This window comes from Marinobacter halotolerans (assembly GCF_008795985.1).
In the GTDB taxonomy this organism is placed as follows: domain Bacteria; phylum Pseudomonadota; class Gammaproteobacteria; order Pseudomonadales; family Oleiphilaceae; genus Marinobacter; species Marinobacter halotolerans.
The window spans coordinates 174,366-195,074 of the sequence record NZ_VMHP01000001.1 but is presented as its reverse complement, the minus strand read 5'-3'; the positions used below and the strand labels follow the sequence as shown (position 1 = coordinate 195,074).

The following is a 20,709-nucleotide window of genomic DNA, read 5'->3' as shown; positions in this document are numbered from 1 at the left end:
GCGGGCCAGACGTTTTTCTTTAGTTTTTGGTTTACATTGGGATTTGAGAGGTTTGGTTATGCGTGTTCTCGTGCTTGGAGCCACCGGCATGCTTGGGAGTGCAGTGCTGAAGGTGCTGTCTGATGACGCTCGTTACGAAGCCTGGGGTTCGGCGCGCGATTCCCGGAAAACGTCTCTATTACCGGTTGAAACCACTAAGAAAGTTATAGCTGGCATAAATGTTCTGGACGCAGACAGCCTGGCCTTTGTATTCCGAAAAGTTAAGCCTGATGCCGTTATCAACTGCATTGGATTGATCAAGCAGGTGTCTGACGCGAATAACCCGCTGGTTGCGTTGCCAATCAATTCAATGTTGCCTCACCGAATTGCAGACCTTTGCGAGTTGAGCGGAAGCCGGCTGATTCATGTGAGCACAGACTGCGTATTTTCCGGGAAGAGGGGAAACTACAGCGAGTCAGACATTTCAGATGCTGGAGATCTTTACGGTAAATCCAAATACATCGGTGAAGTGACAGAGAGGGCAAGTGCCGTCACGCTTCGCACGTCGATTATTGGCCATGAACTGGATTCCAGATATGCTCTTCTGGAATGGTTTTTGGCGCAGACTGGCTCTGTCAAAGGGTTTTCAAAAGCTATTTTCTCCGGCTTGCCGACCGATGAAATGGCTAGAGTCATCAAGGATTTCGTTTTGCCAAGACCTGAATTAAGTGGTCTCTACCACGTTTCTTCAGAGCCGATCTCGAAATATGATCTGCTAGAACTTGTTGCCGAGCAGTACGGGAAAAACATCCAGATTATTAAAGATGACGATGTGGTTATAGATCGTTCTTTGTCCAGCGACAGGTTTTATGGTGCAACGGGTTATAGAGCCCCAGAGTGGAAACATCTGATTGAAAACATGCGGCATTTCCATTCTACGTCGGGCGCGGCACTTCATTCAGCCACGCTATGAAGATAGCCTATCTGATTGGTGAAGATCTGGAAGGTCATCCCGGGCTCAAGCAAAAGATTCTTGGGCAGATTGAGTCCTGGCGCTCGTTAGGGCACGAAGTTATTCCCGTCTATCATGCCATTAATCATCATGAGTCGGATGGGGGGGCGAAGTCTGAATTTCGTGGCCTCAGGATTCCGGGGGCGCGGCATTTCGAGATTTTTCAGCGCCTTGCCCGTCAATACCGTAGCGCTTTCAGTCAGTTGCATTCGATACAGCCGGATCTTGTCTACACTCGTTACCTTTTCCCGGCCCCTGGCGTTCGAAAGCTTCTGACGTTTGCGAAAACCACAGTGGTTGAAATTAATTCTGATGATAAATCGGAGTACCTGGGCAGGGGGCGCCTAACGGGCATATACAACGCCTTTGCGCGAAGGTTCTCCCTTGGTTGTGCCGATGGATTTGTGTTTGTCTCTGGCGAATTGGCTGTTTCGCATAGTTTCAGTTTTCTTGATAAGCCGCACATTATTCTGGCAAATGGTATTGATCCGTCAGTGATACCGTTTGTGCGGGAAACCAGTAATAAGGTGCCAAATCTGGTATTCGTTGGTTCACCGAGCCAGTCCTGGCATGGCGTGGACAAAATACGGCAGATGGCGATGCGCCGCAGGGATGTGGTTTTCCACATCGTCGGCCCATCGGTGGACGAGTGCGCAAGGTTTTTTGGAAGAGATCTGAAGAATGTCGTCAGTCATGGATACCTGGATAGCGAGAGTTTGAGCGATCTCTTATGTGGAATGGATTTCGGCATTGGGACACTGGCTCTTCACAGAAATAAAATGAACGAGGCTTGCCCGCTGAAAGTAAGGCAATACCTGGCTCACGGGCTTCCTGTTATCGCCGGCTACACAGATACCGATATCGGTGACGGTGCCTCGTTTTTTCTGAATCTTGGGAATTATGAGAAGAACGTTGAAGAGGGTATGGATTCGATTGGCGATTTTATTGATTCCGGATTTCAAAATGCTGAATTGCGTTTGAAGGCGAGGGCGTTTGCGGAAGAACATCTGGCGAACAGGAATAAAGAGCTGGATCGCTTGAAATTCCTTGAGTCATTTGTTGGATCATGAGGATTCTGATCGCAACGAGTTCCGCGCCATTCGGCCGGGGTGAGAGCTTTGTGATCGCTGAAGCCAATGAGATGGCTCGTTCCGGAAATGATGTTTCCATCTTCCCCACCGTGGTAAGGCGCGGTAGCCCGAATAACTTCCGGCTTCATGATCGCTGTAGGCTGATTTCAGCAAGGGGTTTGACGGCACGAACCATTCTTGTGTTTCTGAAATATGTTCTGTTCCGTCCCTTTCTTACGCTCAGGATACTTCGCGGGGTAATCTCTAAAAGCCGCACTAACACGCTAAAAAATTGGGTCATTGTTCCCAGGGCATTTTGGCTGGCTGATTATATTTCTGCTAATACCGTCGACCACATCCACGCCCACTGGCTGACGACGCCTGCAACCCTTGCAATGATCGTGAGTGATATCACCGGTATTGGGTGGAGTGCCTCTGCGCATCGGGGTGATATTGTTGCCGGAAACCTTCTGGCAGAAAAATTTGAGAAGGCCACTTTTATCAGGTTTATATCGGAAAGTGGCAAAGGTTTGGCGAAAGAACGTGCGCCCCTTGATTCAGGCAAAGCACGGGTTCTTCATCTGGGCGTAGGTGTTCCGTCCGCGGAGACGCGAAGCCTGAAAGCGGACCGTAAAGAAAACGAGGGGCTGAAGATTCTGTGTCCCGCGAATCTGGTGCCGGTAAAGGGCCATGAGTTTCTATTCAGATCATTGGCGAGATTGAGAGCTCAATCCGGGTTCGAGGTGATTATTGCGGGTGAAGGGGAGTTGAAGGATTCTCTTCAGTCCATGGCTGCTGAACTGGGTATCAACCATTTTGTTCGGTTTGCAGGTCATGTTCCCCACGACACTCTGCTTCGCTGGTATGCCGATTCGGAGATCGATATCGTTGTGCTACCCAGCCAGGATCTGGGTGGTGGCGTGCATGAGGGTATCCCCGTGAGCCTGATGGAAGCAATGTCTTTCCGGATCCCCGTAATTTCGACGAACACCGGCGGAATTCCCGAGCTTCTTGTCGGTGAACAGGGTGAGGCGTTTGGGGGGATGGTGGATCCGCAGGATGTGGGGGCTCTCGCAGAGCTGCTAGATGAGCTCATCGAATCACCCGAGCAGCGTTTTCGCCTTGGCCAAAAGGGGTTTGAGAGAGTCGCTGTGGCATTTAACCGTGAAGAGTCGGTTGCCAGTTTAATAAAGCTTATACAACTTCAGGATCGTTGTGCTCTATGAAAATATTGACCGTTGTCGGTGCCCGTCCTCAGTTTATCAAGGCAAGTGTGGTCTCGCGTGCCATACAACAGAGCGATCAGGTTGAAGAGACCATTCTCCACACCGGTCAGCATTTTGACGAGAATATGTCCGACATTTTCTTCAATCAACTGGGGATTCCAAAGCCGGATATTCGACTGGACATCCATGGCAGCAGCCACGGAGAGATGACCGGTCGTATGCTGATCGAGATCGAGCAGGCCCTGATCGCAAACCGGCCGGACCGGGTGATGGTCTACGGGGATACCAACTCCACTCTGGCCGGCGCTCTTGCTGCGGCAAAGATGCATATCCCGGTGGCGCATGTTGAGGCAGGCCTGCGAAGCTTCAATATGCGGATGCCGGAGGAAATTAACCGTATTCTGACGGATCAGGTCAGTGACCTTCTGTTCTGTCCGACTTCGACTGCAATCCAGAATCTGCGCAATGAAGGGTTTGATCAGAAAAACGTTGACTGTATTCAGGTCGGCGATGTGATGCAGGACGCTGCGCTGATGTTTGCCAGGAAATCCATGTGCCCCCAGTCGTCCGAAGGATGGCCAGAAAAGTTTGTATTGGGCACGCTTCATCGTGCGGAGAATACCGATGACCGGGCACGGCTTGCCGGCATCGTGCAGGCACTGAATCGCATTCATTCGGAAATTGCCCCTGTCGTCCTGCCACTACATCCCCGGACGCGCAAACTGATCCAGCAACAGGGGCTGGAGCTTAACGTGCGTGTAATTGACCCGGTGGGTTACCTGGAGATGATCTGGCTTATTCGCCACAGCGAGCTGGTCATGACTGATAGTGGCGGCTTGCAGAAGGAAGCTTTTTTCTTTGGTAAAGCCTGTGTGACACTTCGCGATCAGACGGAATGGGTCGAATTGATAGAAGCGGGCGCAAACGAACTGGTCGGCGCAGACCAGCGGGGAATTTTCGATGCCGTTGCGCGTAATCTTGGCCGTGAAGTCAGGGATACTGAGCATCTGTACGGGGGTGGGGAAGCCTCTCAGAGGATCGTGGAAGAGCTGGTTAAGGCCCATTTGTGAGCAGAACGGTCTGGATTATTAATCAGTACGCGTCTACTCCTCAGTATGGTTATGCGGGACGCCACTACTATCTGGGCCAGGAACTGGCAAAGCAGGGCTACAGGGTATATCTGATCACCTCCTCTTCTCATCATTTGCTGCGGGAGAAACCTTCTTTTGATTCGGCGTTCCGATTTGAGGGAGAAGGGGGATTTACCGTTGTCTGGGTAAACATGCCAGATTATTCAGAAGCGCACAGTAAAATAAGGGCACTGGGTTGGCTTCTTTTCTCCTGGCGCATCATCAAGCTCTCAAAGTTTATTAAAGATTCCCCGGACGTAATTGTATGCTCGTCCCCCTCCCTTCTGTCTTTCCTGGGTGCAAAGAAACTGTCAAAAAGGTTTAAAGCCCGGCTGGTTTTTGAAGTGCGAGATATCTGGCCGCTTACGTTGACTGAAATAGGGGGGCATCGGCCATCCCATCCATTTATTCGTCTTATGCAATGGGTTGAGGATAAGGCTTATCGAGATTCGGACGTAGTAATATCGAATCTGAAGAACTCTGTGCACCACATGATCAGCAGAGGGATGGATCCCAGAAAGTTTTTCTGGATCCCGAACGGATTTTCTCTCCTGGAAGTGAGTCAAAAAGCGGCACTTAATTCCCTGGCCCTTGAACAGATTCCCTCAGGCAAATTTCTTGTGGGTTATACTGGCGCAATCGGGACTGCCAATGCACTGGATACGTTAATCGCGGCAGCAGAACGACTGAAAGAATATTCTGAGATTGCTTTCGTGCTTGTTGGCGCGGGTAAGGAAAAGCGCGTTCTAAAGCAACTGGTTATCCGCAAAAATCTCAAAAACGTCTACTTTGTTGATCCCATCCCCAAGATAGAAATTCAGGCAATGCTTGCGAAATTTGATGCCTGTTATATTGGCCTGACAAAAGACCCGATATTCAGGTTTGGGGTGTCACCAAACAAGCTTTTCGACTATCTATACTCCGGCAAGCCGATTATCTATGCCGTCGATTCCGACGATTATAAGCCGGTCGAAGAGGCGGAAGCGGGTTTGCAGGTGCCGGCTCAGGACGAGGCAAAGTTGTCAGAAGCCGTGTTGAAACTGTATGAAATGTCCGCTGAGCAAAGGCAGACACTGGGCAACAACGGGCGAAAGTTAGCACTGGATCAATATGAATACAGTCAGCTAGCTCACCAGTTTGCCGATGTTTTATTTCCTGAGGATCCGTTATGAAAGTTCTGTTAACAGGAGCTACAGGATTTGTTGGTAGAGAGTTGGCTTCCGCTCTTATGGAAGAACCGGGCGTCGCTCTGACGAGTGCTGTCCGAAGGTCAACCTCCTCAGTACCGGGGACCATTTTTCTAGCGGGCGAACTGAATGAACAGACCGACTGGGCCTCTGCGCTTGTGGGCCAGGATGTTGTGATTCATGCAGCGGCTAGGGCCCATGTCATGAAGGATGAAGTGGCCGACCCTTTAGCTGAGTACCGGCGGGTTAATGTTCAGGGCACTCTGAACCTGGCGAAGCAGTCTGTAGCTGCAGGCGTGAAGCGATTCATTTTTGTTAGCTCTATAAAAGTTAATGGTGAGCAGACGCTGCCTGGGAGGCGGTTTACCGCTGACGACCAGCCAGCACCTGAGGATGCCTATGGCTTATCAAAACTGGAAGCAGAAAAAGCACTTCAGGCGCTCGTAGAAGAAAACAGTATGGAGCTTGTGATTATTCGTCCTCCCCTTGTTTATGGGCCCGGCGTGAAAGGCAACTTCGCAACTTTAGTTAAGCTCGTTGATAGAGGTATACCTTTGCCTTTTGGGTCTGTTCATAACAAGCGGTCTCTTATTGCATTAACGAACCTTGTGGATCTGGTTATTACCTGTCTGGATCACCCCGCCGCCGCCAATCAGGTTTTTCTGGCGAGCGATGGGCAGGACCTGTCAACGACCGAACTATTGAGAGGCGTCGCGTACGCAATGGGCAAACCCGCGCGACTGGTGTCCATTCCTTCAAAACTGCTGATGATCGGTGCAGGCATTTTAGGAAAAAAAGAAATGGCACAACGTGTTCTGGGATCTTTGCAGGTAGACATAACCAAGACATGTGATCTTCTTGGTTGGCGCCCTCCGCTCGGGTCTCAGGATGGGCTCAGGCGTTGTTTTGCTGAGGAGAGGCGTGAGTGATTCGATTGCTGGACGTTTTATTTTCGTTAGCGGGATTACTGCTTGGGTTTCCTGTGCTGATGGTTCTTTTTTTGGTCGGACTTTTTGACACTGGCTCTCCGGTTTTTAGTCAGGAGCGGGTAGGGCGAAGCAAAAAGCCATTTACTCTGGTTAAATTCCGGACCATGAGAAAAGACACCGCTTCAGTCGCCAGCCATCTAGCGAGCGGAGATGCTATTACACCTTTCGGGCGTTTTCTGCGAAAAACCAAACTGGATGAGTTGCCCCAGCTATGGAATGTTCTGAAGGGCGAGATGAGCCTGGTAGGGCCGCGGCCTTGCCTTTTCAGTCAGGAAGATCTGATTTCCGAGAGGGAGAAGCGCGGGGTATTGACCGCTCGGCCTGGGATTACCGGCCTGGCCCAGGTTAACGATATCGACATGTCGACGCCGCTACTTCTGGCGGAGACTGACCAGAAAATGCTGGAAAACCTGACGGTGGCTGCTTACTTTAAATACATTCTGATGACAGTTTTTGGCAAGGGTCGTGGTGACAGGGTGCCCGGCAAATAATGCGGGGGAGATGACCGTTGTCCGGACTCTATTTCCAACATTAACGTGGAGGTTTGTTCTTGAGCGACGATCGACGCGGGAGCAATAATTACATTATTAGAAAGTTCCTGGACCTGCCCCGTTATCAGAAGCGGCTGGTGTCCGTGCTTTCGGACGCTTTTTTCCTGTTTTTTGCGATCTGGGCCGCTTATGCGCTTCGCCTGGAGCAATACCTCTGGGCGCCTTCGCAGAAGCAACTGATGGTTGCGGTTGTGACCGTCGTTTTCACTATCTTTCTATTTATTCGATTGGGTCTCTATCGTGCGGTGATCCGGTTTCTTGGGGATAGGGCCTTCCTTACCATCATATATGGTGTCATTGCTTCCAGTGTTTCTTTTATTGTTTTGGGCTACCTGTTCCAGGCGTTTCTTCCTCGTTCCGTACCTGTAATTTATGGCGCCATAGCGTTCCTGTTTGTTAGCGGCAGCCGCCTTGGCGTGCGAATGATTGTGAACCGTCCCAAGCATCTAGCAAAAGAGGCGGTAGCCATTGTAGGAGCCGGTGAAACGGGTATGCAGTTGGCTTCAGCGCTGGAGCAGGGGGCGGATTTTCGGCCCGTGGTTTTTGTGACCCTGGATCCTGCAGGTCACAAGTCAATGATCAATGGACTGCCGGTGGTCAGTATTGATCGAATTGCCTCGCACATGCAGAAGCACCACGTGCAAAGGATACTGCTGGCGCTGGATGAGACTTCGCAGGTTGACCGAAAGAAACTGATGAAGAACCTCGAGCCGCTTGCCCTCCCCGTGCAAACTGTTCCGTCCATGTCGGAATTGGTGGCTGGCCAGGCGCGAATTATCGATATCCGTGATCTGGAGCTTGAGGATCTTCTGGGACGGGATCCGGTCCGGCCAGACTCCGCAGTGGTTGCCGAAAGCCTATATCAGAAGTCAGTCATGGTGACCGGTTCCGGAGGGTCAATTGGTTCTGAACTGTCCCGCCAGATTATTCGGCATCGCCCGCATACCCTGGTCTTGTTTGATCAGTCTGAGTTTTCGCTCTACGCCATTGAGCGGGAGCTGAGTTCCATAAATCAGGCGGAAGGGCTTGGGGTAAAGCTTCATCCATTACTTGGTAATGTTTGCAATCGTCAGCGTTGCGAGGCTGCCATGGTTGCCTTCGGTGTGGACACGGTATACCACGCTGCCGCCTACAAACACGTGCCGCTGGTAGAACACAATGTGATAGAAGGTGTTCAGAATAACGTGTTCGGCACCTGGCACGCAGCTGAGGCTGCCATTGCCGCTGGCGTCGAGCGCTTTGTGTTGATTTCCACGGACAAGGCGGTGCGCCCCACAAGCGTGATGGGTGCCAGTAAGCGGATGGCCGAGTTGGTATTGCAGGCCTTGGCGCAGCGACAGGAAAAGACGGTTTTTTCCATGGTGCGCTTCGGGAATGTACTGGGGTCTTCCGGTTCTGTGGTGCCGTTGTTCCGTGACCAGATCCGTGCAGGCGGCCCGGTCACTGTGACCCATCCTGAAATCATCCGGTATTTTATGACCATTCCGGAGGCAAGCCAGTTAGTGCTTCAGGCAGGCAGTATTGGCCTTGGGGGTGAGGTGTTTGTGCTGGACATGGGCGAGCCCGTAAAAATCGCGGATTTGGCACGTAAGATGATTCATCTCATGGGGCTGGCTGAAAAAACGGCGGATGATTCCGATGGCGATATCGAAGTGGTTTTTACTGGCTTGCGTCCAGGTGAGAAGCTTTTTGAAGAATTATTGATTGGCGACGACCCTCGGGGCACCTCCCACCCCCGCATTATGATGGCGCGTGAGGCCTCGCTGCCATGGGATCGGGTTGAGGAGCTACTCAATCAGCTACAAGGCGCCAGCGAATCTTTTGATTGCGATACCATTATCGAAGTACTGAAAAAGGCCAACACCGGCTACGCCCCCAGCGGCGACCTTGAAGACCTGGTCTGGCGCAACGGGCAGTCGGCAGCGGTGCTGGAAGAAAGCCAGGACGAGAAGGTGCGGCGGTTGTCGGTGTAGGCGCAGTTGGCGCTTTCTCAGGTAGCGACGGAGTGAACAACACAAGGATGTACTCAGTGATCAACATAAAACACCACGGAGCGGTGTCAGGCGTAACCGGTTCCTGCCATGAACTGGTGGCCGGCGATGCCGGTATCCTTATCGATTGCGGCCTGTTCCAGGGCGAAGAAGCCGGGCAGGGCGCAAGCGCATCCGACCTTTCCATTGATTTCCCGATTGGCCATATCGAGGCCCTGGTCGTTACCCATGTGCACATCGACCATGTGGGGCGGATTCCCTATCTTCTGGCGGCGGGGTTTGAAGGGCCGATTATCTGTTCGGAGCCCTCGGCTATTATGCTGCCGGAAATTCTTGAGGATGCCCTGAAGATCGGCTTCACACGGGATCGTGAACTGATCGAGCGGGTGTTGGGGCTGATTCGCTCCCGCCTGGTGCCGATACCCTATGGCCAGTGGCATCGGGTGTTTGATCATGGGGATGCGTCCCTTTCCGTACGTCTACAGCGGGCCGGGCACATCCTGGGTTCCGCTTACGTGGAGTGCGAGGCGGAAAGCACCGGGGAGTTCGAGCGGGTTGTGTTCAGCGGCGATCTCGGGGCGCCGCATTCGCCCTTGTTGCCTGCGCCGGTGTCGCCAGAAAGGGCTGATCGGGTGGTTATAGAAAGCACCTACGGTGACAAGGATCATGAAAGCCGGGAAGACAGGCGTTACCGGTTGAAGGCCATTCTGGAGAATGCGCTGGCGGACGGCGGTACGGTCTTGATCCCGGCGTTCAGTATCGGGCGGACTCAGGAATTGCTGTATGAGATTGAGAGTCTGATTCATGAATTCGGCAGCGAGGACGTTGCCCCGGATTTGCCCTGGCAGGATCTCGAGATTGTTGTGGACTCCCCACTGGCCGCCACCTTCACCAGAATCTACCGCGACCTGAAACCCTTCTGGGATGCGGAGGCGACGGAGTTGGTAAAGCGGGGCAGGCACCCCTTATCGTTTGAGCAACTCACGGTGATCAACAGCCATGAGGATCACCTGAACGCTGTGGATTACCTGACGCGTTCCCATCGCCCCTGTGTGGTATTGGCCGGCTCCGGCATGTGTGCCGGCGGCCGGGTGGTGAACTACCTGAAAGCGATGCTGGGGGATAAGCGCAACGATGTGCTGTTTGTGGGCTACCAGGCCAAAGGCACGCCGGGCCGGGATATTCTGAACTACGGGCCCCGTGGCGGCTGGGTGGAGCTGGGTGGCGAGCGATATGACATCCGCGCCCGTGTTCACAAGGTCGGTGGCTATTCCGCCCATGCGGGGCAATCGGATCTGATCCGGTTTGTAACCGGTATAAAGCCAACCCCGTCGGAAATTCGGATTGTGCATGGTGATTCTGATGCCAAAGAATCCCTCAAGAGCCAATTTCATTCTGTCGGGCTTACAGGGATAATGATTCCCGGTATAGCCTGAACCCGTTTATTTGCCTGTAAAGGATTGTGTGAATCATGAAAAAGATCGCCGTAGTCGGCCTCGGATATGTCGGTTTGCCCCTGGCCGCGGCATTCGGGGAAAAGCGCGAGATTGTCGGCTTTGATATTAATGCGAAGCGAATTGCCGAACTGAAGGACGGTTTTGATTTTACCCGTGAGGTTTCCCGGGAGGAATTGTCTGTTTCAAAGGGGCTTTCTTTTACGGATTCGCTGGAAGGCATACGGGATTGCCAGATTTATATCATTACCGTGCCGACACCCATTGATGAATTCAAATCCCCGGACCTTACCCCGTTGGTGAAAGCCAGTGAGAGTGTGGGCAAAGTTCTCATGTCTGGCGATATCGTTATTTATGAGTCCACGGTTTACCCCGGGGCAACAGAAGAGGTGTGTATTCCTGTTCTGGAAAAAGTGTCGGGCCTGACGTTCAATAAAGATTTTTATGCGGGCTACAGCCCGGAGCGAATTAATCCGGGTGATAAAGAGCACCGGGTGACGTCTATTAAAAAAGTGACTTCGGGTTCGACGCCGGAGATTGCGGATGAAGTGGATGCACTTTATGCCAGCGTGATTACCGCCGGCACCCACAAGGCCAGTTCTATTAAAGTGGCGGAAGCGGCCAAAGTGATTGAGAACACCCAGCGCGATCTGAACATTGCGTTGATGAACGAGCTTTCAATGATTTTCTCGCGATTGAAGATCGATACTCATGAAGTCATCGCGGCGGCGTCTACCAAATGGAATTTCCTGCCGTTTAAACCCGGGCTGGTGGGTGGTCACTGTATCGGTGTTGATCCTTATTACCTTACTCACAAGGCCCAGGCCATCGGCTACCATCCTGAAATTATTCTGGCGGGCCGCCGGGTGAATGATGGCATGGGGCCTTACGCTGCATCCGAACTTGTGAAAGCCATGATCAAAGCGGGCCATACCGTGGCCAATGCCAAAGTGCTTATTATGGGGTTCACATTTAAAGAGAATTGTCCGGATCTTCGTAATACCCGTGTGATTGATGTGGTTAAAGAACTGAAGGAGTTCGGATGCCATGTCGATATTACCGATTGCTGGGCAAGTAGCGAAGAAGCGGAAGAGGAATATGGTATATCCCTTGACCAGGATCCGAAGGCCGGTTTTTATGATGCGCTATTGCTGGCGGTTCCACATCGTGAATATGCCGCGAAGACGTCTGCAGAGTTGCGTTCGTTTATGAAGCCCGAGGGCGTTCTGTTTGATCTGAAAGGTGTGCTGCCATTAGGCGAGGCGGATCTCCGATTGTAAATAATCTGCCCTGGATTTAAGAAAGGCCGGCTTTTTAAAGTCGGCCTTTTTTTATGGATTAAACAGCATTAAGTCGAAATTTTTGCTATAGATACATCGTTACATTATGATTGTTTTCGACTTCCGGTCATTTTCATCAAGCAGTGATTTATCACGCACTTATTTCATAAAATGTAAAACGTAAATAAAGGGTTTTGTTATCCATGGCAAAGATCAACGACTATTATCAGAAAAAGCAGCTTATGGAAAAGCTCTCGGAAGAACTGGCGCAGTTGGAGCAGGATCAGGCGCTGAAAAGTGAACTGGAGTTCGAAAACAAAGTTCGCGATTTGATGAAAGAATACAAAAAGGCGCCGAAGGATGTGCTGCAGATTCTGTCTGCCATCGATCCTACGATTGCCGGTACAAAGGCGAACTCGGCTGGCGGAAGCCGCGCGAAGCGTCCGATGAAGACGTACAAGAACCCGCACACCGGTGAAGTGGTTCAGACCCGTGGTGGCAACCATAAGACGCTGAACGAGTGGCGCAAGAAGCACGGCAAGGAAGCGGTTCAGGGTTGGCAGCAGGATTGATCGCCCGTCGTTGACCTGGTGTCGGATTACGGCCCTTTGGGCCTAATCCGACCTACATATACTCTTCCCCGAATACCACCACCCGGTTCCTGCCTCCTGCCTTGCCCGCGTACAACGCCTGATCCGCTTGCTGTAACCACTGCATATAGTTTTCAGGCCCATCGGTCAGCGGTGCGATGCCGATGCTGACGGTGTACTGGATATCCGCCACAGTGGTTTTGACCGTACTTTTCTCGATGGTTTCGCGGATGCGTTCGCAGATGGTTTTTGCGCCTTCGGCGTCGGTCTCCGGGAGGATGATGCCGAATTCCTCGCCGCCGTAGCGGCCGGGTATGTCCGATTGCCTCAGGCTTTTTCTGACCACATCAGCGGTGTATTTGATGACTTCATCGCCGGCCAGGTGCCCGTGGGTATCGTTCACGGGTTTGAAGTGGTCTATGTCGAACATCACCAGGCAGGTGGGGTGGCCGTAGCGTCGGTTGCGCTCGTATTCGGCATCAATCAGGTTTTCCCAGGTGCCGCGGTTCAACAGGCCGGTCAGGCGGTCGGTCATACTGAGTTTTTCCAGCTGCTCGTTGGCTTTCTCTAGGGCCCGTTTGCTGGTGGCGATGTCGGTGACGTCGTAAACCATCAGGCAGACTTTTTCCACCTGGCCATTGGTGCCGGAAAGCGGGCTGATGGTCAGGTTCTGGAACATGAATTCTTCAGTGTCGGTGATTGGCCGTGTATTGCGGAATTTAAACAGGTAAGGCCGCTGCTCCCAGGAGGTAAACGCCCGGGTGTTGAGCATTGCCACTGAATCCACCTTGCGGGTCAGCCAGGCCCGGGGGATGTCGGGGAACACATCGAACAGTACCCGGTCCCGGATCTTGCTGGCGGAGATACCGCTGTGGTGTTCCATGAACCCGTTCCAGGCCTGCACGCGGAAGTCCAGGTCGATGATGACCAGGCCCACTTCCACGGATTCCAGCATGTCCACCAGCCAGTGGAAGGACGTTGCGTCTGTTTCGTCAATGGTCATGATCAGTCCACCAGGTAGTGCAGTCGTTGTTCCAGGAAGGGCACCGAGTCTTCGGTGAGCAGAATCAGCATGTCGCAACTGATATCGGTATTTTCCAGCTCATAGCTGATCTCGATGCACAGTAATTTCTCCTGCCTGGTGCGGTGGTACTCCAGCAGATCCCCGACCTTGCGGTGCTGGCCAAGGACGGTGGGGTGGCCCAGGCGAAGCTTGATGTCCAGCTGGTCGCTGATGCCGTTGATGAAGGCGCCGAACAGGATGCTGGACATGTCCATCAGCACTTCTACCTCAAGGTTCCCGGTGTTGCTCTCGTCGTAAAGAAGCAGTTTGGCCATTTCCTCGAAGTTGGCGTCGGCGAACAGCAGCATGGCCTCGCCGGCAATACCGGCGCCGATAAAGCCCTGGCACACCGCAGAGTACGGGGTGTCGGTATCCGCAGCTGAGATGGCCATGCTTAGCTCGCTGGTGGTGATCATTTCCACCCTTGGAATGGGCTGTTTGACGAAGACCTTTAACAGCCGTGCCAACAGGTCCGAGGAGCGCCCCATGGCAACGTTGGAGATTTCCTGAAGATAGTCTGGCAGGTTGATCTGGGCGGAGACCGCTTCGCCTGCGGGCTGGGTGCCTTCCTTTTCAAACTCTTCGGGCTGCAGAAAGCCGTATTCGCGCAGTATGCGGGCAACCTCGTCCATGTCAGTTGGTTTCTTGATGAAGTCGATGGCGCCAAGTTTCTTAACGCGTTCCCGGGCTTCCGGCTGAATGTCTCCTGAAACCACGATGGTCAGCACGGGCAGATCCTGTTCGCGGATGACCTTGAGCACCTCGTAACCGTCCATTTCCGGCATGTTCAGGTCAAGGAACAGCAGTTCGGATTGTGTATCCCGGAGTTTTTCCAGACCATTGAGGCCATCAAAGGCAAAGGTGACGTCAGCTTTCCAGTTTTTTGGCAGGGCGCGAGCCATCTGTTTGCGCGCCATGGAGGAGTCATCGCAGATGAGAACGCGGATGGTCATGGGTGCTCCGTTTATTATTTTCTTCAGTATAGCAGTGAGATACCGGAATTCTATGGCCTGTGAACTGCCTCACTCTATTGGCCGGTCTGCTCGAGTTACTATGACAATGCGGCAATAACAAGATGTTACAAACAGAGACACAATACGATGAGACAGGATGCACATTGGTATGTTGTCCCCTTGACCCTCTGCCTGGGAATGCTTTCCACCTGGGCAACGGCTGAGCTGAAGCCTATCACCGACGGTGAGATGAGGCAGGTTCAGGGGCAGGCGCTCATGACCGTAAACAACATAGATGGCGTTACCCATGATTTCACGCGCGTGACCATGGGCATGGATGTAAAAACCCGTCTCAATGTTGATAACGCCATTATCGGTGGTGATGATGCGGGCGCGGATCTGGACGTGTCTGATCTGGCGCTGGGCCATTACGTTCGTGATGAAAACCGCACCCAGATTGATGGCCAGACCTACAACGTGGATGACGTCGTGCGTTTTCAGGGCGCGCAGCCGTATTTCGAGCTGGCAAGGCGCGACGGTGAACTGTCTGGCTTCCGTATGGGGTTTGGTGAAGCGCGGGGCACGCTCTCCGGTAATTTCGCCAGCTTCAGCGGTAACCTGGGTATCAAGCTTGAACAGGCCGATGGCACTGTCGTAGACGCCACCCTGTTTGACGATGCGGGTGTTGCCACCAACCATCGTGCCTCCCAGATTGGCATCGCTGGCGCCGATGGCACTTCCTGCGCCAGTGCGGATCAGTGCGTTCCCCTTACCAACATCCGGTCCATGGATATCGGTGTTGATAACGACGATGGCACAGTGGGTTTCACCAACGACCTGTTCATGGCGTTCCAGCAGGAATCGGTGGATTGGCAGCAGCTCAATGGTACCGGCTCGATTCGGGGCCCGCAGGGCGTGTTCATGAACCTGCCCACCAGCATGACCCTGGATATGACGACCTTGCAGAACGGCGTTGACCGCGAGCGCACCCATTACGTGGATCGCGGTACAGGCATGTTCTGATAGACTGCGCAGCAATCCAATTGATTCTGCGCAGGAGTCCTGAACGGTGATCCGCTCTTTTTACTGGCACGACTACGAAACCTTCGGGGTCGACCCCATCCACGATCGGCCCTGTCAGTTTGCCGGCGTTCGCACCGATGCCGACCTGAACATTATTGAAGACCCCCTCATTATCTATTGCCGCCCTGCGGACGACTACCTGCCATCTCCCGAGGCCTGCCTGATCACCGGAATCACCCCTCAGAAAGCGCTGGCGGAAGGCTTTCCGGAGGCGGAATTTATTGCCCAGATCAACGAAGCTTTCAGTCAGCCCGGCACATGTGCCGTGGGTTACAACAGCCTGCGGTTTGACGATGAAGTGACCCGCCATACCTTGTACCGCAATTTGCGGGACCCCTACGCACGGGAATGGCAGAACGGCAATTCCCGCTGGGATATTATCGACATGGTGCGGCTGACCTACGCGCTTCGGCCTGAAGGTATCAACTGGCCCACGAAAGAAGACGGCAGCCCCAGTTTTCGTCTGGAAGAGCTGACGGCGGCCAACGGCATCGCCCATGAAAGCGCCCACGATGCCATGTCGGATGTGGAAGCCACCATCGCCATGGCGCGGCTGATCAAGGAAAAGCAGCCAAAGCTGTTTGATTTCGTGCTGCAGAACAAGGACAAGCATTCCGCCCGGGCGATGCTGGATACCGCGACTATGAAACCGGTATTCCACGTATCAGCGAAATACCCTGCAACACGGGGCTGCTGCGCCATGGTGGCGCCGGTAGCCGAGCACCCTACCAATAAGAACCTGGTGATTGTTTACGACCTGCGGGAAGACCCAACCGAACTGATCCAGGCTACACCGGAGCAGATCCGGGAGCGGGTATTTACCTCCCAGGCAGAGCTGGGGGAAGGCACAAGCCGATTTGCGCTCAAGGGCATACAGCTGAACAAGTGCCCGGTACTGGCGCCGTCTGCCATGCTCAAATCCATACCGGAACAACGTTTGACGTCACTTGAGTTGGACGGCGAGCGCCTGCGCCGCAACCTTTCACTGTTGCGGGAGGCAGCGGATCTTCCTGCCCGAATAGCTCAAGCCTTTGATCAGCCCCATGAGGGCGACCTCACTGACCCGGACGAGCAGCTGTACGCCGGTGGTTTTATCAGCAAATCGGACCGGGAAACACTGAATTGGCTGCTACAGCAACCCCTGGAAACGCTGGGCGAGCAAGAGGTTCAGTTTGAGGACGACCGCCTTGCTGAACTGGTGTTCCGCTACCGGGCCCGGAATTATCCCGATACTCTGATGGGTGAGGAAATGGAGCGCTGGGAACAGTTCCGCAGCCAGCGGCTGATGAATCCGAAGAAGGGGTGGCGCTCACTTGAGGCCTATGCCCAGGAGTTGCAGCGATTGGCGGCTGATCCGGAGCTTACGGCGGAGAAGCGGCATATTCTGGAGGAGTTGCATTTGTATGGGGAGTCTTTGATTCCATACGTGTGACGGGGAGTTGGGTTTGTCGGATTACGGCCCGTTGGGCCTAATCCGACCTACATGCAGCATTCATGGCACCCGTAGGTCGGATTAGCAAAGCGTAATCCGACAACATCCCCTATCTCCGCTTCTGAAAATAAACCGACAACCCCTGCCCCATCAGACTCTGCACCTCGCTCCCCAGCGCCTCTGCCTGTATTTGCTTCTGCACCGGCCCGATGGCCAGACTGTGGCCATCGGTGTCCCGGGCTTTCACCAGCTTCCAATCCACTTCATTGCTGACCATGGCCATCAGTTCCTGCAATTGGCCGGTATCCTGGGGGCGGAACCAACGGTCGCGGCAGCCGCCCAGGCTGTAGAAATCCGGGTCGGCAACCAGCTCCTGCCAGGTGGTCTCATTGCGGTTGGTCAGAACCATGCGGCGCAGTTGGCGAAGCGTCTGGCGATTCGGGGCCAGCTTGTGTTCAGCAATCAGCCGGCGAATCTGTTTGTCAGCGGAGGACTGTTCGGCGATGGCGGTGTGCATATGCACAACAGCACCGGAGACAGAGGCTTCATTGACCAGCGCGGCGAGGGACAGATCCGTCATTGCCGGCGAGGGCAGGCGGCCGATCTCGATCCAGTGTACCTGGTGGCCATCTGCGACAAACTGCTGGGCGATGGACCAGGGCCAGAATACGATATTGGCAACGTCCAGGTCCTCTGCCATGCGGGCGGCGCTGGCGATATTGGCGAGGGATTCATCCACTGCAATGACTTCAACATCGCTCAGATAATGGGCAAGCTCCAGAGCCCTTTGGCCGGACTGGGCACCGCATACCATAATTCGCAGGGTGTCCGGGCAGTGGTCCGCGGACAGTCCAAGCTCCTGGGTAAATGCATCCTTAAGGCTGCTCTGGGAGCGGTAGGAAAGCGTTGACCAGCTGGGCCAGGCCTGCGGCACGTCGGCTTTATCCAGGCTCAGTTCTTCGGCTTTTTCACTGAAGTTCTGTTTGATGGCTTCTTCCGAGGCGCGATTGTAGTAGCTGGCGGCCATTACCGGTTGCAGGCCAACGGGCCAGTCAACCATGTTCCAACGCCCGAGCTGAACCGCGAATGTCTGCTGAAAGAGTGCACCGTACATGGCACTGATGATCAGCGAGCCGATCATTTCATCCTGCCCCTCTCCCAGGGCCAGTTGCGCGGTGATGCTGCTGTTGATGGCCGACACCAGCCTTTCTTCATCGTCCTCCGCATCCAGGGCATAGCCGGTGCGGTCCGCGTAAAGCGCGAGTGCCAGGGCCAGAGGCTGGAGTTCATCACGAAGCTCGACGGTCTGTGCAACCTCCGCCACGATAGCGCGGCGAAGCAGGGTGGCCAGCTCTTCCACTGCCGGATCCGGCATCAGGGTTTTTCCCAGGGCCAGAATCAGTAGTTCGTCCTCGCTGGCGGCGTCCAGGGCAATCTGGGCGTCGGGATTATCGAGGTCATATTGCTGGCGAATGATGGCGCCGGCGAACCGTGCAATGTCCTGGTGGGGCAGGCCATCATGACGCAGCAGAGCGATGGCATCCCGCGCCAGAGTCTCGTCGGCCTTGTGCACCTCAAGGTGCCCGGCGCAGGCCAGCATGCCGCTGTAGACGGACGGCCATTCCAGGCCGGTTTCCAGCAGTTTGCGATAATGCAGATAAGCAACGTCGAACTGACCCTGCAGGCGTCGGGAGTGGGCAATGCCGCAGAAAGCGGCGGCGGATTGCCGGTCGACTTCCAGAGCCTGAATGAAGTACTGCTCCGCCAGAGCCGGCCGTTCGGTTTTCAGCGCCCAGTAGCCCAGGTTGCAGTACTGCTGTGTCTGGCCCGGCTGATGATTGAGGCTGGCCGTGAACAGGGCATGGGCCCGCTCAAGCTGGCCGTTGTCCATCTCGACCCGGCCAAGCAATCCTAGTGCACCAGCGTTATCTGGCTCAAGCGCCAGCGCCTGGGTCAGGTATGACTGGCATTCACGCCGGGACTTCAGCCGTTGTATATGGCTTAGCCCGTTGCTGTTGGATTCTCCGTAGGCCAGATGGGCCTGAAGAATCAGTCGGGCAGCGGGAGCCTCTGCGGATTCGGATACCTGGAACTGATGCTTGGCTTGCATGGAACACCTCTTAAAACCTGCCGCGGCAGTCACTGCGATCAAAAAGTAGGTCGGATTCGCCAAAGGCGTAATCCGACATCACCCTGTCTGCCTTATTAACCCTGCAGTAGCTGCAGCACCTGCTGAGGCCTGGCATTCGCCTGGGCAAGAACCGAGAGCCCGGCCTGCTGGAGCACCTGGGTGCGGGCGAGTTCAGCGGATTCTTTCGCAAAGTCTGCGTCACGGATTCGCGAGCGTGCTGCAGAGAGATTTTCTGAAGCAGTGCTCAAGTTAGCAATTGTGGTTTCAAAGCGGTTCTGGACCGCACCAAGTTCAGAGCGAAGGCTGTTTATCTTCTCAAGTGCGTAATCGACGGTAGTTATTGTATTGGCCGATTCCTCACGGGTAAGCACGTTCATATCATTAACCACTGAGTCAATTTGAGCCTGAGGACCTGCAGTCAAACCCAGCTCTGTAAAATCGGTGTTGGTTCCACCTGTACCTGCGATGGTTATCGTGTTGCCAATGTCAGTAATTAACTCAATACCCGGCTCGTATGTTGTTGTGCCGCTGCCGAGAATTGCGCCATCTCCCAAGACATTGGTGGTGGCGTCATCCTGAACATCTATAGCTCCTCCGTTGGAGTCAGTCAGAACAATATTGGAGTCCGTTGAATCGGGCGATGCGGTAATACCTGTTTGGCCAGCGCGTTCATTTATTTTCGCGATTGCTGTTGTCAGGGTGTCGGTGTCGGTTATTTCCACGCCTGTTCCATTAATGGTGATTGTCGCGGGACTATTTGCTGTTGTTGGCGCAATGAAGGCGCCAGTGTCTACAACAGTTTCGCCGGCTTTTTCGGCGGTTACTTCAGAATCAGGACTGACCAGGTTTATCTGGTTGATCACATCTTGGCCGGAGGTAGCGTTGGAAAGGTCAACTTCGATACCGTTGATCGTAAGCGAACCACCGGCTGTAAAATTGGCGATATTGCCCTGGTTGAATGTTGAACCGGACGCAACTGAGGCGCCGAGTTGCGCACCGCGCGAATCAACTCCGTCGACTAAAATCGTCTGATTGGCGTTCGCGCCCACCTGGAAGCTGAAATCAGCCAGACTTCCGTCAAGAATGTTTCGGCCGTTGAACTGTGTTGTGCTGGCTATCCGATTGATTTCGGCGATGAGCGCCGAGACTTCCTGATTCAGTGCTTTTCGGTCTGAAGCGGAATTAGTGTCGTTGGCAGACTGCACGGCCAGCTCGCGGATGCGTTGAAGGGCGTTGGTTGATTCCCCAAGCGCACCCTCCGCAACTTGCGAAAAGGAAATACCGTCATTTGCGTTTCGTACTGCCTGATTGAGGCCGTTGATTTGTGCAGTAAATCGCTCAGATATTGCCAAGCCGGCCGCGTCATCTTTGGCGGAATTGATTCGTAAGCCGGAAGACAATCGCTCGAGCGCAACGTTAGCGTCCCCTTGCGAGGCATTGAGATTCCGCTGGGCGTTCAGTGATGCAATGTTGGTGTTGATGATCTGGGGCATGTCTATTCTCCCTACTCAGAGGCGCCGAAAGCCCGGTATCCGAAATTCAATGGAAACCTTTGCCGGCAGAAATTCGTTAATTTGCCGTTTTGCAG

17 protein-coding genes are annotated in these 20,709 nt (G+C 53.9%); 13 read left to right on the top strand and 4 right to left on the bottom strand.

The features are described from left to right. The first annotated feature begins 58 nt into the window (after positions 1-58). The 11 genes from FPL19_RS00845 to FPL19_RS00795 all read left to right on the top strand — a co-directional run bounded on the left by FPL19_RS00845 (position 59) and on the right by FPL19_RS00795 (position 12,441). Positions 59-952 carry a dTDP-4-dehydrorhamnose reductase family protein gene (locus FPL19_RS00845; RefSeq protein ID WP_150909701.1) on the top strand — a complete coding sequence of 298 codons (894 nt, stop codon included), beginning with the start codon at positions 59-61 and terminating at the stop codon, positions 950-952. After that, positions 949-2,061, top strand: a complete 1,113-nt coding sequence (locus FPL19_RS00840; protein WP_150909699.1) for a glycosyltransferase family 4 protein — start codon at positions 949-951, stop codon at positions 2,059-2,061. Before FPL19_RS00845 ends, FPL19_RS00840 begins: the two co-directional genes overlap by 4 nt. Further along, positions 2,058-3,287, top strand: a complete 1,230-nt coding sequence (locus FPL19_RS00835; protein WP_150909697.1) for a glycosyltransferase family 4 protein — start codon at positions 2,058-2,060, stop codon at positions 3,285-3,287. The genes FPL19_RS00840 and FPL19_RS00835 overlap by 4 nt, the downstream gene beginning before the upstream one ends. Next, positions 3,284-4,357, top strand: coding sequence for a non-hydrolyzing UDP-N-acetylglucosamine 2-epimerase (wecB, locus tag FPL19_RS00830; RefSeq protein WP_150909695.1), 1,074 nt, complete (start codon positions 3,284-3,286; stop codon positions 4,355-4,357). The genes FPL19_RS00835 and wecB overlap by 4 nt, the downstream gene beginning before the upstream one ends. Further along, positions 4,354-5,589 carry a glycosyltransferase family 4 protein gene (locus tag FPL19_RS00825; protein ID WP_150909693.1) on the top strand — a complete coding sequence of 412 codons (1,236 nt, stop codon included), beginning with the start codon at positions 4,354-4,356 and terminating at the stop codon, positions 5,587-5,589. Before wecB ends, FPL19_RS00825 begins: the two co-directional genes overlap by 4 nt. Continuing rightward, positions 5,586-6,533 (top strand): UDP-glucose 4-epimerase family protein, encoded by a 948-nt coding sequence (locus tag FPL19_RS00820; RefSeq protein WP_150909691.1) that lies wholly within the window; start codon positions 5,586-5,588, stop codon positions 6,531-6,533. Before FPL19_RS00825 ends, FPL19_RS00820 begins: the two co-directional genes overlap by 4 nt. Then, a complete protein-coding gene (locus tag FPL19_RS00815) occupies positions 6,530-7,084 on the top strand; it encodes a sugar transferase (protein WP_150909689.1) in 555 nt (184 codons plus the stop codon). The genes FPL19_RS00820 and FPL19_RS00815 overlap by 4 nt, the downstream gene beginning before the upstream one ends. A gap of 92 nt (positions 7,085-7,176) precedes the next feature. Next, entirely contained in the window at positions 7,177-9,117 is a 1,941-nt protein-coding gene (locus FPL19_RS00810; RefSeq protein ID WP_150912341.1) for a polysaccharide biosynthesis protein, read from the top strand. A 56-nt stretch (positions 9,118-9,173) separates the two neighbouring features. Continuing rightward, the gene (locus tag FPL19_RS00805; protein WP_150909687.1) at positions 9,174-10,571 is read left to right on the top strand and encodes an MBL fold metallo-hydrolase RNA specificity domain-containing protein; all 1,398 of its coding nucleotides are present in this window, start codon (positions 9,174-9,176) and stop codon (positions 10,569-10,571) included. Positions 10,572-10,606: 35 nt separating this feature from the next. Then, positions 10,607-11,869, top strand: coding sequence for a Vi polysaccharide biosynthesis UDP-N-acetylglucosamine C-6 dehydrogenase TviB (gene tviB / locus FPL19_RS00800; protein ID WP_150909685.1), 1,263 nt, complete (start codon positions 10,607-10,609; stop codon positions 11,867-11,869). A gap of 203 nt (positions 11,870-12,072) precedes the next feature. Beyond that, a complete protein-coding gene (locus tag FPL19_RS00795) occupies positions 12,073-12,441 on the top strand; it encodes a histone-like nucleoid-structuring protein, MvaT/MvaU family (RefSeq protein WP_150909683.1) in 369 nt (122 codons plus the stop codon). Positions 12,442-12,493: 52 nt separating this feature from the next. Here the strand turns inward: FPL19_RS00795 and FPL19_RS00790 are convergent, their stop codons facing one another. Beyond that, the gene (locus FPL19_RS00790; RefSeq protein ID WP_150909681.1) at positions 12,494-13,462 is read right to left on the bottom strand and encodes a sensor domain-containing diguanylate cyclase; all 969 of its coding nucleotides are present in this window, start codon (positions 13,460-13,462) and stop codon (positions 12,494-12,496) included. 2 nt (positions 13,463-13,464) lie between these two features. Beyond that, a complete protein-coding gene (locus FPL19_RS00785; protein WP_150909679.1) occupies positions 13,465-14,475 on the bottom strand; it encodes a response regulator in 1,011 nt (336 codons plus the stop codon). Between the two features lie 276 nt (positions 14,476-14,751). Here FPL19_RS00785 and FPL19_RS00780 point away from each other — a divergent pair, with 276 nt between their 5' ends. Together FPL19_RS00780 and sbcB are read left to right on the top strand one after the other, a co-directional pair. Further along, positions 14,752-15,498, top strand: a complete 747-nt coding sequence (locus tag FPL19_RS00780) for a hypothetical protein (RefSeq protein ID WP_225314240.1) — start codon at positions 14,752-14,754, stop codon at positions 15,496-15,498. A gap of 46 nt (positions 15,499-15,544) precedes the next feature. Beyond that, on the top strand, positions 15,545-16,990 hold the full coding sequence (sbcB, locus tag FPL19_RS00775) for an exodeoxyribonuclease I (protein ID WP_150909677.1): 1,446 nt from the start codon (positions 15,545-15,547) through the stop codon (positions 16,988-16,990). Between the two features lie 109 nt (positions 16,991-17,099). Here the strand turns inward: sbcB and FPL19_RS00770 are convergent, their stop codons facing one another. Beyond that, the gene (locus FPL19_RS00770) at positions 17,100-19,100 is read right to left on the bottom strand and encodes a tetratricopeptide repeat protein (RefSeq protein WP_150909675.1); all 2,001 of its coding nucleotides are present in this window, start codon (positions 19,098-19,100) and stop codon (positions 17,100-17,102) included. A gap of 95 nt (positions 19,101-19,195) precedes the next feature. After that, entirely contained in the window at positions 19,196-20,614 is a 1,419-nt protein-coding gene (locus FPL19_RS00765; RefSeq protein ID WP_150909673.1) for a flagellin N-terminal helical domain-containing protein, read from the bottom strand. Positions 20,615-20,709 lie beyond the last annotated feature (95 nt).

Excerpts from the sequence above, each read along its gene's own strand:
- FPL19_RS00845 (WP_150909701.1), top strand. The coding sequence starts at position 59 with ATGCGTGTTCTCGTGCTTGGAGCCACCGGCATGCTTGGGAGTGCAGTG.
- FPL19_RS00840 (WP_150909699.1), top strand. The coding sequence starts at position 949 with ATGAAGATAGCCTATCTGATTGGTGAAGATCTGGAAGGTCATCCCGGG.
- FPL19_RS00835 (WP_150909697.1), top strand. The coding sequence starts at position 2,058 with ATGAGGATTCTGATCGCAACGAGTTCCGCGCCATTCGGCCGGGGTGAG.
- wecB (WP_150909695.1), top strand. The coding sequence starts at position 3,284 with ATGAAAATATTGACCGTTGTCGGTGCCCGTCCTCAGTTTATCAAGGCA.
- FPL19_RS00820 (WP_150909691.1), top strand. The coding sequence starts at position 5,586 with ATGAAAGTTCTGTTAACAGGAGCTACAGGATTTGTTGGTAGAGAGTTG.
- tviB (WP_150909685.1), top strand. The coding sequence starts at position 10,607 with ATGAAAAAGATCGCCGTAGTCGGCCTCGGATATGTCGGTTTGCCCCTG.
- FPL19_RS00795 (WP_150909683.1), top strand. The coding sequence starts at position 12,073 with ATGGCAAAGATCAACGACTATTATCAGAAAAAGCAGCTTATGGAAAAG.
- FPL19_RS00790 (WP_150909681.1), bottom strand. The coding sequence starts at position 13,462 with ATGACCATTGACGAAACAGACGCAACGTCCTTCCACTGGCTGGTGGAC.
- FPL19_RS00785 (WP_150909679.1), bottom strand. The coding sequence starts at position 14,475 with ATGACCATCCGCGTTCTCATCTGCGATGACTCCTCCATGGCGCGCAAA.
- FPL19_RS00780 (WP_225314240.1), top strand. The coding sequence starts at position 14,752 with ATGACCGTAAACAACATAGATGGCGTTACCCATGATTTCACGCGCGTG.
- FPL19_RS00770 (WP_150909675.1), bottom strand. The coding sequence starts at position 19,100 with ATGCAAGCCAAGCATCAGTTCCAGGTATCCGAATCCGCAGAGGCTCCC.
- FPL19_RS00765 (WP_150909673.1), bottom strand. The coding sequence starts at position 20,614 with ATGCCCCAGATCATCAACACCAACATTGCATCACTGAACGCCCAGCGG.